This window comes from Streptomyces sp. NPDC001515 (assembly GCF_053597115.1).
This window is the reverse complement of the sequence record NZ_JBSFHN010000036.1, coordinates 39,646-54,153: the sequence shown is the minus strand read 5'-3', so window position 1 is coordinate 54,153 and position 14,508 is coordinate 39,646. Positions and strand designations below refer to the sequence as shown.

Genomic DNA, 14,508 nt, shown 5'->3' with positions numbered 1-14,508 from the left:
CCCGGCCGCTGGCCGCGATCCGACGGGTCGCTGACGTCCCGGACGGCCTGTTCACGGGCCCCCTCGCGGTGGCGGTCGCGGCCGACGTACCGGCATACGGGCGCAAAGTGCTTGGGGAGGAGAAGCGGGCTGCGAGCATCCTGTCGTTCAACTCCAGTGTTCTTCCCGGCCTGTTGCAGACGGACGACTACGCGTCCGCGTTGTTCACCGAGTCGATGCCGGGCACGGATGCCAAGAAGATCGCGCTTCTCGTGGCGACGCGCGCACAGCGGCGTTCGGTGTTGCGTGCCGCCGCTCCGCCTTCGTACCTGGCCGTCGTGGATGAAGCGGCCCTCCGGCGGCCGATGGGTGGCCCGGCTGTCATGGCCGGGCAGCTGCGGCACACACTCGACGTGATCGAGAACCATCGCGCGGTCCGGGTGCGGGTGCTTCCCTTTTCCTGCGGCGAGCACCCCCTGCTGGGCGGCAGCCTGAGCCTGCTCACGCAGCCCGACGGCACCGCGTTCGCCTATGTCGAGTCGTTCGCCTCCGGGGTCTCGGTGGTCGATGCCGCTCGTGTACGGATGTTGACGACCATGCTCGACGTCGCGCGGTCGAAGGCTCTCGACAACGTGAAGAGCGCGACCCTGATCCGTGACTATGCGAAGGAGTACGAAGGTGCACACCCTTCCTGAGGCGACGGCTCTCCCGACCTGGCGCAAGTCCACGCACAGCGAGAACAACGCGGACGGGTACGCCGGTGGCGTACCCGTCCGGGACTCCAAGGCACCGCACGGACCCGCGATCGTCTTCGAGCCGACCGCCTGGTCCGCTTTCATCACCGCCGTCCGGCACGCGTTTGGCGCCCGGCTGACATCAGCGAAGGACGCGGTCAAGGGGCCCGACGCGGGCCGACCGCTCAACGCAGGCAACCGCACCGAGAACGCCCTCCCCGCCCAGCATCGCGCGCGGCCGGAGGACCGGATCAGGCGCCAGCGTGTCCGGCGCCGTGGCCGGCCCCAGGAAGTCGCGGCCCTCGTGGCGTTTCTCGTGGGCCCCTCGGCGTCGTTCTTCACGGGACAGTCCGTCCACGTCGACGGCGGCCGGCTCTGCACCGCGAGATCCACGAGGAGATCGCGGGGAAGGCCGACATCGTCCGTCTGCTCCACACGATGGAGTCCGACGACGAACGTCAGCTCTTCTACCTCGCCCGCATCGCGACCTGGTCCTTCGACGACCGCACCGGTCCCGAGTTCAGCGCCGAAGGCCGTGGGGAGTACGCGCTGGAGGAGATTCCGCTGACCCTGGAGGGGATCGACGGCATCGACCTCAAGCCCGAAGAGATCGCCCACATCCTGCGGGGGGCCATCAGGGCCGGACACCTCGGTGCCGGAACATCGCTCTGAGCAACCGCCGCTCGGGCTTGTGGACGTCACCGTCTCTGACGTGGGGGCGGTCGGCCCGCCCGGCTCCGGGGTGCGCCGGCCGGTCCGGTGCTCCCGTCATCCGGCGGCACGGGTGAGCCCGCTCGTATGACCGAGCCCGCCCCCCGCGGGCAGCCGCACCGAGAACACCGTCTCCCCCGGCACCGACCGGACCTCCGCGACGCCGCCGTGGGCCGTGGTGACGGCCTGGACGATGGCGAGGCCGAGGCCGGTGGAGCCGGCGTGGCGGGAGCGGGAGGCGTCGCCTCGGGCGAAGCGTTCGAAGACGTGGGGGAGGAGACCGGGCGGGATGCCGGGGCCGTTGTCCTGGACCTCCAGGGTGACCCAGGGGTGGCCGGGTTCCGCGCGGACGCGGGCGGTGACGGTGGTGCCGGGCGGGGTGTGGGTGCGGGCGTTGGCGAGGAGGTTGACGAGGACCTGCTGGATGCGGGGCGGGTCGGCGAGGACGGTGGCGGGGGCCTCGGGGAGTTCGAGGCGCCAGTGGTGGCCGGGAGCCGGAGGGGAACCGGCCCCCGGGACGCCGGCTGCCGCCACGCGGGCGTCGCTCACCGCGTCGACGAGGAGCGGGGAGAGGTCGGTGGTCTCGTAGGAGAGGGGGCGGCCGGCGTCGAGGCGGGCGAGGAGGAGGAGGTCTTCGACCATGCCGGTCATGCGCTGGGCCTCGGACTCGATGCGGCCGAGGGCGTGGCGGGTGTCGGGGCCGGTGTCCTCGCGGCCCCGGCGGGTGAGTTCGGCGTAGCCGCGGATGGAGGCGAGGGGGGTGCGCAGTTCGTGGCTGGCGTCGGCGACGAACTGGCGGACGCGCATCTCGCTCTTCTGGCGGGCGTCGAGGGCCGAACCGACGTGGCCGAGCATCCGGTTGAGGGCGGCGCCGACCTGGCCGACCTCGGTACGGGGGTCGGCCTCGGCCTCGGGGACGCGTTCGAGGGGGGCTACTTCGCCGCTGTGGAGGGGGAGTTCGGAGACGCGGGTCGCGGTGGCGGCGACCCGGCGCAGCGGACGCAGGGCGACGCCGACGATGGCGGCGCCCGCGAGTCCGGCGGCGATCAGGCCGGCGGCGGTGACGCAGACCTCGACCAGGATGAGGGTGGTGATGGCGCCGTCCACCTCGGCGGTGGGGATGCCGACGAGGACGGCCGTGCCGCCGTCCCCGGGGGCGGTGCTCTGCACGCGGTAGCCGCCGAGGCCGGGCAGATCGACGTCGTGCGCCTCGCCGTCGGCGGGGACACCGGCCGATTCCAGCGCCTCCGTCTGGGCGGCCGTCAGCGGCTCGGTGTTCTCGGAGGCGTCGAAGCCGCCGTCCTTGGCGACCTGGGACGCGGTGACCCGCCCGTCCGCGACGAGCGCGCCGAAGGTCTTGAGGGGCTGGCCGCCCAGCCCGATGAACCCCAGCGGGTCCCTGGCGGCAGGCCCGCCCCCGGGCGCGGGTCCGCCCGGCATCCGGTCGGCCCGGACCGCGATGTCCCGGAGCTGGCCGTCCAGCTTCCCGTACATGTACGTGTGGAACGCGATCGCGGTGACCGTGCCGATCACCGCCGCGACGACCGCGATCAGCGACACGGCGGAGACGACGAGCCGGGTCCGCAGCGTCCACGGGCCCCTGCCCAGCCGTTTCACGCGGCTACTCCCCGGGCTTGATGAGGTAGCCGGCGCCCCGCCGGGTGTGGATCATCGGAGAGCGGCCGGCGTCGATCTTCTTGCGGAGGTACGAGATGTACAGCTCGACCACGTTGGCCTGGCCGCCGAAGTCGTAGTTCCACACCCGGTCCAGGATCTGCGCCTTGCTGAGCACCCGGCGCGGGTTGCGCATCAGGAAGCGCAGCAGCTCGAACTCGGTGGCCGTCAGATGGATGTTGACGCCGGCCCGGCTCACCTCGTGGCTGTCCTCGTCCAGCGTCAGGTCCCCGACCACGAGCGTCGACTCGCTGCGCACGGCGGCCGTCCCCGAGCGCCGGATCAGCCCGCGCAGCCGCGCCACGACCTCCTCCAGGCTGAACGGCTTGGTGACGTAGTCGTCGCCGCCGGCGGTGAGTCCGGCGATGCGGTCCTCCACGGAGTCCCGCGCGGTCAGGAACAGCACGGGGACGTCGGCCAGCTCCCGGCGCAGCCGCCCCAGGACGGCCAGCCCGTCCGTGTCGGGCAGCATCACGTCCAGGATCACCGCGTCCGGCCGGAACTCCCGCGCCGTCCGCACGGCCCCGGCGCCGTCCCCCGCGCTGCGCACCTCCCACCCCTCGTAGCGCAGTGCCATCGACAGCAGCTCCGCCAGCGGGGCCTCGTCGTCCACGACCAGGACGCGGACGGGGGTCCGGTCCGGCCTGAGCAGTTCGGTACGCCCCTGGGGCGAGGTCGTCGTCGTCATGACGGCAACCCTGTGAGACGCCTCTGAGAGAGTCCTTTTCCGATTCTGTGAATTGCCTGAGAAAGCGTGCGCGAGACCGCCGGGCCGGGCCCCGTGCGGGGGCCCGGCCCGGCGGCCGGTGGTGCGGGTCAGACGGCCGGGTGGCCGCCGGCCGTGGTGGCGGGGATGTCCTGGTGGACGTCCCAGTGCTCGGCGATGAGCCCGTCCTCCAGGCGGTAGACGTCGACGACGGCCTGGCCGTCGGCGCCCGGGGCGGGGGTGAAGAGGCTGTGCACGAACACGAGGTCGCCCTCGGCCGCGGTGCGCTTGATCTCGAAGCGCATCTCGGGCATCTGGCCGCGCAGCATGCCGATCAGGCCGGTCAGCGCGTCGCGCCCGTCGGGCAGGTTGGGGTTGTGCTGGATGAGGTCGGCGGCGACGTAGGCGGCGGCCTCGCCGGTGCGGCCCTCGTTCCAGACGGTCTCCATGAAGTCGCGGACGAGGGTGGTGTTCTTGCCGGTCATGTCGGTGGTCCTGTTCTTCGTCGCTGTGGTGTCGGTGGTGGCGCGGTGCTGGTGCGAGGTGCTGCGGTGGTGGTGCGTGGTGGTGCGGTGGTGGTCCGTCGTGGCGCTCGGGTGGCGTCAGGGGCGGGGGGCCGTGGCCGGCACCGGAGGGGTGGTCGCGGTGGCGGGGGTACGGGGGCGGCGGTGGCCGGAGGCGCGGTGGGCGGCGGCGGCCGCGGCGAGCGGGAGGAGTCCCGCCGCGGGCAGCCGGAGAGCGCCGAGTGCGGGCAGCAGGGTGGAGCCGAGCAGGCTGCCCAGGCTCATGCCCAGATAGAGGGAGGAGGCGTTGAGGGCGAGGCCGAGGGCACGCTGCTCGGGGACGAGGGCGACGAGCCGGGCCTGTTGGGGTGCCTGGAACAGCTGGCTGAACGCGGCCCAGACGGTGAAGGCGGCGACGGCCGCCGCGAAGCGGCCCGGGACCAGCAGCAGCGCGGCGAAGGCGGCGCCGAACCCGGCCAGGGCGATCGTGATCGTCAGGGGGCCGCCGCACCGCTCGAAGACGCGCCCCGCCGCCGCGTTGCCCGCCACTCCGGCGATGCCGAACACCAGGAGCAGCGTGGCGACCTGGCCCGTGGTGGCGTGGAAGCGGTCGGCGAGATAGGCACCCGCGACCCCGTACACGGTGAACTGCGCGGCCATGAAGGCCAGTGTCGTCGTGATCGCCGGGAGCACACCGGCGGTCCGCAGCACCGGGGAGAACGCGGAGACGGTGGCCGGGGTGCCGCGCTCCACGACCGGGACGAGGACGGCGACCAGCACGAGGGCGAGCAGGGAGAGGGCGGCGACGCCGACGGTGGTCCAGCGCCAGCCGACGCTCTGGCCCAGGCCGGTGCTGAGCGGGACACCGAGCACGGTCGCGGCGGTCATCCCGGCGAAGACCGTGGCCAGCGCGCGGGCCCGGCGCTCCGCGGGGACGAGCAGGGATCCGGTGACCGAGGCGGCCGGTCCGAAGGCGGCCCCGCCGAGGGCGGTGAGCACGCGCGCCGCGCACAACACCCCGTAGTCGGGGGCGAGGGCGGCGGCGAGGCCCCCGGCGGCCATGACCGCCAGACCGGCCAGCAGAACGCTTCTGCGGCCCAGCCGGCCCAGTAAGACCGGGGCGAGTGGTGCGGCGAAGGCGAACGTCAGCGCGAACACCGTCACCAGGAGGCCCACTTGGGCCTGCGTGACGCCCAGGTCCCCGCTGATGGGGGCGCTGAGGCCGACCACGGCGAGCGAGGAGGTGCCGAAGGAGAAGTAACCCAGGGCCAGCGCCCACAGGGCCGGTCCGGAACGGTGCGAGGCCATCACGCCCTCACTTTCAATACGGTGCGGTGCGGTTCGTAATGGAATTACATTACGGTGCGGTCCGTATGTCAATCCCTTAAGGTGGCTTCATGAGCGGACGACCCAGAGACCCCGGCGCGGACGGCGCCATCCTGCGCGCGACCATGGACCTGGTCACCGAGAACGGCTACCGGGCCGTGAGCATCGAAGGCATCGCGTCCCGGGCGGGCGTCTCCAAACAGACCGTGTACCGGCGCTACCGGAACAAGGGGGAGGTGATCCTCGACGCCCTCGTCGCCTTCGCCGCCGGCAAGCTCCCCACCCCCGACACCGGCAGCCTCCACGGCGACCTCACCGAGCTGCTGACCGCGACCTTCCACGCGCAGCAGGGCATCAGCGGCACCCTCAACCGCGCCCTGGCCGCCGAGGCCATCGGGGACGAGGAGTTCGCCGACACCGTGTGGGAGCGGCTCATCCTGCCCCGCCGCGACGCGGTCCGCGCCCTGCTCGAACGGGCGCGTGAGCGCAGCGAGTTCACCCGCCCCGATGTCGATCTCGACTTCGTCGTCGACGTCGTCTACGGCCCCATGTGGTATCGGCTGCTCTTCGATCCCACCGCCCTGGACGCGGACTACGCCCGCCGTACGGCCGACGCGGTCGAGGCGGTGCTCTCGGCCGGGTGAGGCCACGACGCCCCGCGACGCCCCCGGGGAGCCCCGGCGAGTCCCCTCACACCCCGAACAGCGCCGCCGCGTTGTCGTGGCAGACCGCGCGCAGCCAGGCGTCGCCCAGGCCGAGGCGCTCCAGGGCGTGGAGCTGGTGGGCGTACGGGTACGGGATGTTCGGGAAGTCCGTGCCGAGGAGGATGCGGTCGCCCAGGTCCGCGAGCCGGCCGTGTGCGGCCTCGGGGAAGGGCGTGAAGTTCTCCGTGAAGTCGGTGAACGCCATCGTGGTGTCCAGGCGGACCTCGGGGTACGTCTCCGCGAGCGTCAGGAACTCCGCGTACTCGGGCATGCCCATGTGCGCCACGATCAGCGGCAGCCGGGGGTGGCGGGCCAGGACGCGGGCGACGGGGTCCGGACCGGTGTGCTTGCCGGGGGCGGGGCCCGAGCCGCAGTGGGTCACGACCGGGATGCCCGCCTCCGCGAGCAGCCCCCAGACCGGTTCCAGCAGCGGGTCGTTCGGGTCGTACGCGCCGACCTGGAGGTGCGCCTTGAAGACCCGGGCCCCGGCCTCCACGGCGTCCCGGACGTACCGCTCGGCCTCCGGTTCGGGGAAGAACGTCGCCGTGTGCAGGCAGTCCGGGGTGCGGGCGGCGAAATCGGCCGCCCAGCCGTTCAGCCACGCGGCCATGCCCGCCTTGTGCGGGTAGAGCATCGAGGTGAAGCGGCGCACCCCGAACGCGCGGAGCAGGGCGAGGCGTTCGTCCTCGTCGTGGCGGTAGGTGATCGGCCACTCCATGCCGGTCAGCGGACCGGCCGCGTCGAAGTACGCCCAGACCTTGCGCAGCACCCGCTCCGGCATGAAGTGCGTATGCACGTCGATCAGACCGGGCAGCCCGAGCCCTCGCCAGAACCGCACCACATCGTCGTGCTCGTCACCCATGCGGACCGCCCCTTCCTCCGTCGTCCTGCGACGATCTCAGAACAGGCCGTCCTGCGCGGCGCCGCCCCCCACCGCGACGGTCGGCACCCCCACCCCGGCGTCCGCGTCGGCCGCCGTCAGCGTCCAGCCGGTCATCAGCCGGGTGTCGACGATCACCACGCCGTCCGCCGCCGTCGCCAGATGGAGATCGGGGCCGGCCGCCGCGACCAGCCGGCCCGCCACCGCTCCCCCGTCCTTGAGCGCGGTGACCGCCCGCACGGGACCGGTCCCGTCACCGGTCCGGAAGATCCCCGTGTGGTCGACCGGCCCGAACGGCAGCCTCTCCAGCGCCTCCGGCCAGCCGGCTCCCTCCAGCGCCGCGGCACGGTCGTAGTACCGGGCCAGCTCGGCCGTGCGGGCCGGGGCGTCGGGCAGCCGAACGCGCAGGACGCGCTTGCGGGCGTACGGCACGCGGTCCGGCACCCCGAGGGCGGCGCGCAGCGTCTCCTCGGCGCGGCGGGCCGCCATCAGGGGGCCTCGACCCAGCCAGGTGAAGACGACGGCGCCCTGCTCCCGCAGGCGGGCCGCGCCGCGCTGCTCCGCCGTGATGCCCGCCTTCACCGTGCCGGGACCGAACCAGGCGAGGTAGACGCGGTAGGTGCGCGGGTCGTCGGGGATCGTGTCGGCGGCCACCGAATGGGCCCGGTCGAGCCGGCCGCACTCGGGACAGCGGGCGCCGGTGCCGCGCCCGGGAACGGGGGCGGCGAGCGGGCAGGGGTTCCCGCGCGCCCCGACGCAGGTGCGCGGGCCGGTGGCGCGGAAGCCGAGCCCCGACCCGTACGCCAGCGCGCTGGACCGGCTGTCCGCGCCCCTGCGCCAGCCGAGGACGGGGCCCCCGTCGTCCTCGGGCCACCGCAGTCCGGTGCACCGCCACTCCATGTGCGCACTCCCGTGCCGTTCCGTCTGTGCCCCTCCAACGTACGGGCGGGCACTGACAGACCGCCGGGGACGGGTCAGTGGAGGCGTTCGGGGAGGGGGCCCGCGCTGCGGGCGCGCAGGGGGGTGCCGTCCGGGGCCACGACCTGGACCGCGCCCGCCGGATGGGCCGTGACCTCACCGATCTCGGCCGCGTGCCGGCCCTGCGGGCGGGCGCGGAGCACCGCGAGGACCCGCTCGGCACGGTCGGCCGGGACGAACAGGCAGAGACAGCCCGCGCAGGCCGCGTCCAGCGGGGCGAGCCCCCGGGTGGCCAGGGCGACCCGGGTCTCGTACCGGACGGGCAGCGCGGACTCGTCCACGCCCAGGGTCAGCCGCCGGGCGGACGCGGTCAGCCGCAGCGTCTCGGCGAGGCCGCCGGTGGTGACGGGGACGGCATGGCGCAGATCCGCGCGGACGGTGCGCAGCAGCCCGCCGAGCGGGGCGCAGTCGCTCTCCACCTGGTACTCGTAGCCGAGTCCGTCGCGCAGGGAGAGGAGATGGGCGGCGTGGTCGCCCAGCGGGCCGGTCACCACGATCCGGTCACCGGGCCGGACGCGGTCCGCTCCGAGCGCGGGCCCCGCGCGCTCTCCGAAGGCGGTGGCCGTGAGGTAGACCCGGTCCGCCTCGCCGGCCCGGACGACCTTGGTGTCGACGGCGGTCACCGCGACCCCGGCCTCGGCGGCGGCCTCGCGGACCGAGGCGGTGAGCCGGTGGACCAGGTCGAGGGGCAGGCCGGCCTCCAGCACGATGCCGAGGGCGAGATGGCGGGGGTCGGCGCCGGTGGCGGCCAGGTCGTTGACGGCTCCGCACACCGCGAGGCGCCCGATGTCGCCGTTGCCGAAGAACGGCGGATCGACGACGTACGTCCCCGCCCGCACGACTAAGGAGGGCTCCCGCGGCGCGAGGGCCGCGGCGATCAGTTCCCGTACCTCAGGGCCGAACCCGACCTGGGCCGTGTCCCAGTCCCGCGTGTACGTCACCACAGCCACCCCCCGATGCCCGCACGTCCGGATCGTGCTCATCATCCAGCGGGGCCGCTCCCCCGGATACCCGTGTCCGTGTCCGGGCCACCGATGAGGGGTCGGTAGGGGCGGTCGTACGCCCGGAGCAGCAGCGCGGCCCCGACGGCGGCCAGCGCGGGCAGCGCGCCGAAGCCCGTCAGGATGCCGGTGCGGGCCGTCAGGGACTGTTCGGCGGCGTCGCCGGTGCCGGAGGAGACATAGCCGGTGAGCTGGAGGACCAGGCCGTAGAGGAAGGGGCCCGCCGCCACGCCCAGGCCCTCGACGGTCGTGAACACCCCGGACAGGACGCCACCGTCGCGGCGCCCGGTGCGGTCCGTGTCGCGGGCGATGCAGTCCGGCAGCATCGCGTAGAGGAAGAGCAACTGGCCCGCGTGGCCCGTCCCGGCCAGGGCCATCGTCACCAGGACCGCGCCCTCGGGCAGGACCGGCGAGGCCAGGAAGAGCAGGCAGCCGGCCGTGAACAACGCGGTGGCCAGGGTGTATCCGCGCGGGCCGCGCAGCCGGGACCACAGCGGCACCGTCAGCAGGTTCGGCGCGACGAACGCCGCCACGAGCGCCCCGACCCCCGAGGAGTCGTGCAGCACGTGGTCGGCGAAGTAGGGGGCGCCCGCCAGCAGCACCCCGGTGGCGACCGACTGGAGCACCAGACAGCGCAGCAGCGCCATGAACGGCGGGTTGGCCCGTGCCGCCTCGAACTGCGCCCGCAGGGACGGCTGGGCGGCGGCGCCCTTCGCCGCCGTGCGGGGTGCGCCGGGCGCGGTTCGGGATGTGCCGGGTGCCGTACGAGGTGTGCCGGGCGCGGTTCGGGATGGGCCGGTACCGCCGCCCGTCCCGGCGCCCGCCGTGCCCGCGAACACCCACAGCGCGCCCAGGGCCACCACCACCGCGCCGAACACGCCCGCCCAGCGATGGCCCGGCAGTCCGCCGCCACCCGCGTCGACGAGTGCGGGGGCGACCGCTCCGGTGACCAGGGCGGCGATCCCGATGACGGCGACCCGGCCCGCCACCAGCCGCATCCGGTCCGCCTCGTCGTCGGCGAGTTCGGCGGGCATCGCCACGTACGGCACCTGGAAGAAGGCGAACGCGGTGGCGGTGAGCAGATAGCCGGCGGCGGCGCACCAGGCGCCGGCCGCGCCGGGCGCCGGGCCCGCGAAGGTCAGCGCGAAGCCGAGCGCGGTGAGCAGCCCGCCCCACAGGACGTACGGGCGGCGCGCGCCGAAGCGGCTCCGGGTCCGGTCGCTGGCCCGGCCCACGAACGGGTTGAGGACCGCGTCCCATGCCTTGGGCAGGAACACGACCGTGCCCGCCAGCGCCGCGCCGACCCCGAGCGTGTCGGTGAGGTACGGGAGCAGCAGCAGCCCCGGGAGCGTGGTGAACGTGCCGGAGACGAGCGAGCCGGACGCGTAGCCGAACCGCACCCGGCGCATCGGGGCGCCGGGGCGCGCGGGCCGTGCGGCGCGCGGGGGAAGGGGCGCGGGCGGACGGCCGTCTTCGGTTCCGGTGACGGTCATCGGGTGCCTCCCTGCGGAAAGCCCCGCCGAGGACGCGGGGGATGTCCCTCGGCGGGGCTGTCGGGAACAGCTTCCGTGCTCCACCATGGACGCGGCTTAAGCCCCGCCCGGCGCACCGGGGCCACAGCGCGCCCCCGCCCCGCCGGACACGGCCCGGGACTCTCCCGCCATGGTCCGCCCGGCCGGTGCCCCGGGCCGCCGCATCGCGCCGACACCTTCCTGCCATGCACCTTGTGGCCGGCGGCGGCGGGTGGCTGGCGCGCCGGCGGGCGCCCCACCATGGGCCGGGAGAAGGGGAGGGACATGACCGTCGACAACCGTACGAGCTCGGCTCCCGCCATCCACGGACTCGCGAGCGCCGCGCCGGGCGCCGGGAGCGGTGCCCAGCACCTGATCCACCACCCGGCCGCGCGGTCCCACCCCGGTCTGGACGCGCCGAGCCCCGGCCCCGAGCGCTTCACGCTCGTCGGCGAGACGCCCGTCGCCCATCCGCTCCTCAACGACGGCCCCGGCCGCTTCCACGACCTCCAGATCGCGACCGGCGGCGTCCGGGAGGTCGGCGAACTCGTCGGCCACCGCTACTTCGGTGTGCCCGGCGACCGCCCCGGCCTCTTCTACCGCTTCGACCTCGACCTCACCGACCTCTCCGCCTGGCGCACCGGCCCCGGCGCGGACCGGGGCGTCGTCATGGAGACACGGCTCAGGGCCCGGCCCGCCAACGTGGTCGCCGAGGTGCCGCGCGGGCTCGACTTCCACCTCGACGTGGCGATCGGCGGGCGGCCCTGCGCCACCGGTTCGGCCGGAATGGTGTTCCTGATGCCGAAGCTGTACCGCAAGCACGTGGCGCACGCCCGGCAGGCGATGCGCGCCGTGCCGGAGCTGGGCGACGCCCCGGACGCGCCGCCGCGCCCGGCCGGATGCGGCGAGGTGGGCCGGGCGTCCGGGGCCAACGTGGTGATCAGCGAGCCCGCCGACGCGGCGCGCGGCCGGATCAGCACCTGGGTGCTCTCCGAGCACATCGCCCCCGTCTTCGACGCCACCGACCCCCGGCAGGCGGGGCAGTTCTCCGGACCGCACCTGCTGGAGGCGCTGCGCCAGACCTCGCTGCTGACGGCGGGGCGCGCCCACGGTCTGGAGGCGGCGCGCTCCGCGCTGGCCGCCTGTCAGGTGCACTTCCGGGGCCAGGCGGAGCGCGAACTTCCGCTGCGCTGCGTGGCGGTGGCCGGTCCGCTGGGCCGGGACGCCGAGGGCCGGCCCAGTGTGCCGGTCACCCTGACCCTGACCCAGCAGCGGTGGGCGGTCGCCGAGGCCCGCACCTGCGTCGTCCAGGACCTCTGAGGCGGTGGACCCCATGCGCTTCGGCATCCTGGGCCCTCTTGAGGCCGGCCCCTCCGCGCCCCGCGCCGCCAAACTGCGGACGGTCCTCGGCACGCTCCTGGTCCGCGCGAACGAGGTGGTGTCCGTGGACGGCCTCATCGACGAACTCTGGCCCGACGCCCCGCCGCGCACCGCCCCGACGACCCTCCAGGTGTACGTCTCCCATCTGCGCAAGGCGCTCGGCGCCGCCGGTGCCGACCGAGGGCGGGAGCTGCTGGTGACCCGCCGCCCCGGCTATCTGGTGCGGCTCGCCCCCGGCGAACTCGACAGCACCGCCTTCCTCGATCTGTCCCGGCGCGGCCACCAGGCCCTGCACGACCGGGACTTCGCCGCCGCGGCCGACCTCCAGCGGCGGGCCCTCGCCCTGTGGCGCGGCCCGGTGCTCTCGGACATCGCGCACGGACCGCTGCTGGACGCCGCCGCCGTCCGCCTGGACGAGGCGCGCACCACCGCGCTGGACGAGCGGGTGCGGGCCGAACTGCACCTCGGCATGCACCGCGAACTCGTCCCGGAGCTGCGGGAGCTGGCCGCCGCCTACCCGCTGCGCGAGGAGTTCCACGCCCATCTGATGGTGGCCCTGTACCGGTGCGGACGGCAGGCCGAGGCCCTGCGCGTCTTCACCCTGCTGCGGCGGACCCTGGTGGACGAACTCGGCATCGAACCGGGTCCGGGGTCCCGCCGGCTGCAACGCCTCATCCTGGAGGGCGATCCCGGACTGGCCCGCCCCGAACCGGCCCCCGGCCGCGCCCGCGACCGCGCACCGGACGGGGACCGTCCGCTGCCCGCCCCCGATCCGGCGTTCCTCGGCCGCGCGGACGAACTCGTCGCCGTGGAACGCCTGCTGCGCGCCTCCGCCGGGGCGGCCGGGGGCGTGGTCGCGGTGACCGGCATGCCGGGCGCCGGGAAGACGGCCCTGGCGGTCGAGGCCGCGCACCGGGCCGCCGACGCCTTCCCCGGCGGGCTGCGCCTGTACGTCCCCGACGGCGGCGGACGCCCGCCGCGCCCCGCACGGGCCGGGGAGGGCCGGTCGCTGCTGGTGGTGGACGGGGTGACCTCGCAGGCCCAGGTCCGTCCGCTGCTCGCGCTCGGCCACACGCTCCTCGTCACCTCCCGCCGGGTGCCCGTCGGGCTGCCCGGACTGCGCACCGTGCTCCTCGGCCCGTGGCGGCCGGAGGAGGGCTGGCTGCTGGCCCGGCTCTTCGACGGCAACGGCGGCCGGGTGACCCCCGAGGACGCGCGGGACATCGGCGTCCTCTGCGGACTGCTGCCGCGCGCCGTGCGCGCCGCCGCCGCCCAGCTCGCGGCCCGGCCGCACTGGACGTCCGGCACCCTGCTGTCCCGGCTGCGCGCCGAGGACGGCCGGCTCGACGCGCTGCGCACCGGCGACACCGACGTACGCGCGGGGCTCCTCGCCGCGTACGAGAGCTGTACCGACGAACGGCGCCGGCAGTTCCGGCTGCTGTCCCTGCTGCCGCCCGGCCCCTTCGACGCCGCGCGGGCCGGCGCCGCCCTCGGCCTGGCCCCCGGGCGGGCGCTCTCCTCCCTCGAAGCCCTGGCGGACGAACGGCTCGTCGCCGTCGCCCGAGGCGCCTGGCACCTCCCGGAGCTGCTGCGGCTGCTCGCCGCCGAACGGCTGGCCGAGGAGGAGCACCCCGACACGGTCGCGCGGGCCGTCCGCCGGGTCTGCCTGGCGTACGCGGACGGCGCGGCGGAGCCCCGGCGCGCCGGCGGACCCGACGCGGACGGGCTCGTCCGGCTCGTCCGCACCGCCCACGCGGCCGGGCTCTGGGAACCGGCCGTACGGCTCACGGACCGGCTGGCCGACGGCGCACCGCCCGACGCGGAGGCCGAGGAGGAGTGCTACGCCCTGGCCCTCGACGCGGCCCGGCGCTGCGCCGACCGCGCGGCCGAGGCCCGGATGCTGCGGCTCTCGGCGGAACTCGACGCCCGCTACCGGCGGCCGGACCGGGCCCGTGAGCGGTTCCTGAGCGCCCTGGCCCCCGCCGGGACCGCCGGTGACCGGGAGGAGACGGGCCGGGCCCTGACCGGTCTGGCCGAACTCCTCCTGGACGGCGGGGCGGCCGGCGAGGCCGCCGCGCTGCTCGGCTCCGCCCTGGCCACGCTCTCGCCGTCGCACCATCCGAGGGGCCTCTACGAGGCCACCCGGGCCCGCGCCCTGGTCGCCCTGGCCCAGCACGAACCGGCCACCGCCCGCGCCCTCTTCGAGGAGTGCCTGAGCCTCGCGGACGCTCTGGACGACCCCCGTCTGCGGCTGTACGCACGCCGTTCGCTGCGCGCCCTCGACGACGCGGACCCGGCCGCCGCGCCGGGCTCCGGGCCGGTGGAGATACGCCCCGGACTCTGGCGCATCCCACAGGGCGGCCCGGCCGCCGTGCCGTCCCCGGTGTGACCCACGCGACGTCCGGTCCCGCACGAGGCCCG

13 protein-coding genes and 1 pseudogene are annotated in these 14,508 nt (G+C 75.3%); 6 read left to right on the top strand and 8 right to left on the bottom strand.

Annotation, left to right across the window (positions count from 1 at the left end; translation table 11 throughout):
• Window positions 1–68: 68 nt before the first annotated feature.
• From ACWCXC_RS30400 to ACWCXC_RS30390, 3 genes and pseudogenes are all read left to right on the top strand, one after another.
• On the top strand, window positions 69–674 hold the full coding sequence (locus ACWCXC_RS30400; RefSeq protein WP_450891118.1) for a DUF5753 domain-containing protein: 606 nt from the start codon (window positions 69–71) through the stop codon (window positions 672–674).
• Window positions 640–1,026 (top strand): annotated as a pseudogene (locus ACWCXC_RS30395) (DUF397 domain-containing protein); the annotation flags it as partial. The gene ACWCXC_RS30400 and the pseudogene ACWCXC_RS30395, both read left to right, overlap by 35 nt.
• Before the next feature lie 125 nt (window positions 1,027–1,151).
• Entirely contained in the window at window positions 1,152–1,385 is a 234-nt protein-coding gene (locus ACWCXC_RS30390) for a hypothetical protein (RefSeq protein WP_450891139.1), read from the top strand.
• Window positions 1,386–1,481: 96 nt separating this feature from the next.
• Here the strand turns inward: ACWCXC_RS30390 and ACWCXC_RS30385 are convergent, their stop codons facing one another.
• The 4 genes from ACWCXC_RS30385 to ACWCXC_RS30370 all read right to left on the bottom strand — a co-directional run bounded on the left by ACWCXC_RS30385 (window position 1,482) and on the right by ACWCXC_RS30370 (window position 5,615).
• Complete coding sequence (locus ACWCXC_RS30385) at window positions 1,482–3,041, bottom strand: HAMP domain-containing sensor histidine kinase (RefSeq protein WP_450891117.1); 1,560 nt, start codon at window positions 3,039–3,041, stop codon at window positions 1,482–1,484.
• A 4-nt stretch (window positions 3,042–3,045) separates the two neighbouring features.
• Complete coding sequence (locus ACWCXC_RS30380; protein ID WP_450681744.1) at window positions 3,046–3,786, bottom strand: response regulator transcription factor; 741 nt, start codon at window positions 3,784–3,786, stop codon at window positions 3,046–3,048.
• Between the two features lie 128 nt (window positions 3,787–3,914).
• Window positions 3,915–4,289, bottom strand: a complete 375-nt coding sequence (locus ACWCXC_RS30375) for a nuclear transport factor 2 family protein (protein WP_450681743.1) — start codon at window positions 4,287–4,289, stop codon at window positions 3,915–3,917.
• Window positions 4,290–4,406: 117 nt separating this feature from the next.
• Window positions 4,407–5,615 (bottom strand): MFS transporter, encoded by a 1,209-nt coding sequence (locus ACWCXC_RS30370; RefSeq protein ID WP_450891116.1) that lies wholly within the window; start codon window positions 5,613–5,615, stop codon window positions 4,407–4,409.
• An 89-nt stretch (window positions 5,616–5,704) separates the two neighbouring features.
• Here ACWCXC_RS30370 and ACWCXC_RS30365 point away from each other — a divergent pair, with 89 nt between their 5' ends.
• Window positions 5,705–6,277 carry a TetR/AcrR family transcriptional regulator gene (locus ACWCXC_RS30365; RefSeq protein ID WP_450891115.1) on the top strand — a complete coding sequence of 191 codons (573 nt, stop codon included), beginning with the start codon at window positions 5,705–5,707 and terminating at the stop codon, window positions 6,275–6,277.
• A gap of 46 nt (window positions 6,278–6,323) precedes the next feature.
• On the opposite strand, the gene ACWCXC_RS30360 is transcribed toward ACWCXC_RS30365, so the two are convergent.
• The 4 genes from ACWCXC_RS30360 to ACWCXC_RS30345 form a co-directional block, all read right to left on the bottom strand.
• Entirely contained in the window at window positions 6,324–7,199 is an 876-nt protein-coding gene (locus tag ACWCXC_RS30360; protein WP_450681740.1) for an amidohydrolase family protein, read from the bottom strand.
• A 36-nt stretch (window positions 7,200–7,235) separates the two neighbouring features.
• The gene (locus tag ACWCXC_RS30355) at window positions 7,236–8,117 is read right to left on the bottom strand and encodes a DUF2797 domain-containing protein (protein ID WP_450681739.1); all 882 of its coding nucleotides are present in this window, start codon (window positions 8,115–8,117) and stop codon (window positions 7,236–7,238) included.
• A 74-nt stretch (window positions 8,118–8,191) separates the two neighbouring features.
• Window positions 8,192–9,136: an AIR synthase-related protein gene (locus ACWCXC_RS30350; protein ID WP_450681738.1), complete on the bottom strand. Its 945-nt coding sequence runs from the start codon at window positions 9,134–9,136 to the stop codon at window positions 8,192–8,194.
• A 41-nt stretch (window positions 9,137–9,177) separates the two neighbouring features.
• A complete protein-coding gene (locus ACWCXC_RS30345) occupies window positions 9,178–10,689 on the bottom strand; it encodes an MFS transporter (RefSeq protein ID WP_450891114.1) in 1,512 nt (503 codons plus the stop codon).
• A gap of 303 nt (window positions 10,690–10,992) precedes the next feature.
• Between ACWCXC_RS30345 and ACWCXC_RS30340 the strand changes: the two genes are divergently transcribed.
• Both ACWCXC_RS30340 and ACWCXC_RS30335 read left to right on the top strand, forming a co-directional pair.
• Entirely contained in the window at window positions 10,993–12,027 is a 1,035-nt protein-coding gene (locus ACWCXC_RS30340; RefSeq protein ID WP_450681736.1) for an AfsA-related hotdog domain-containing protein, read from the top strand.
• A gap of 13 nt (window positions 12,028–12,040) precedes the next feature.
• Window positions 12,041–14,476 (top strand): BTAD domain-containing putative transcriptional regulator, encoded by a 2,436-nt coding sequence (locus tag ACWCXC_RS30335; RefSeq protein WP_450891113.1) that lies wholly within the window; start codon window positions 12,041–12,043, stop codon window positions 14,474–14,476.
• The last annotated feature ends 32 nt before the right edge of the window (window positions 14,477–14,508 follow it).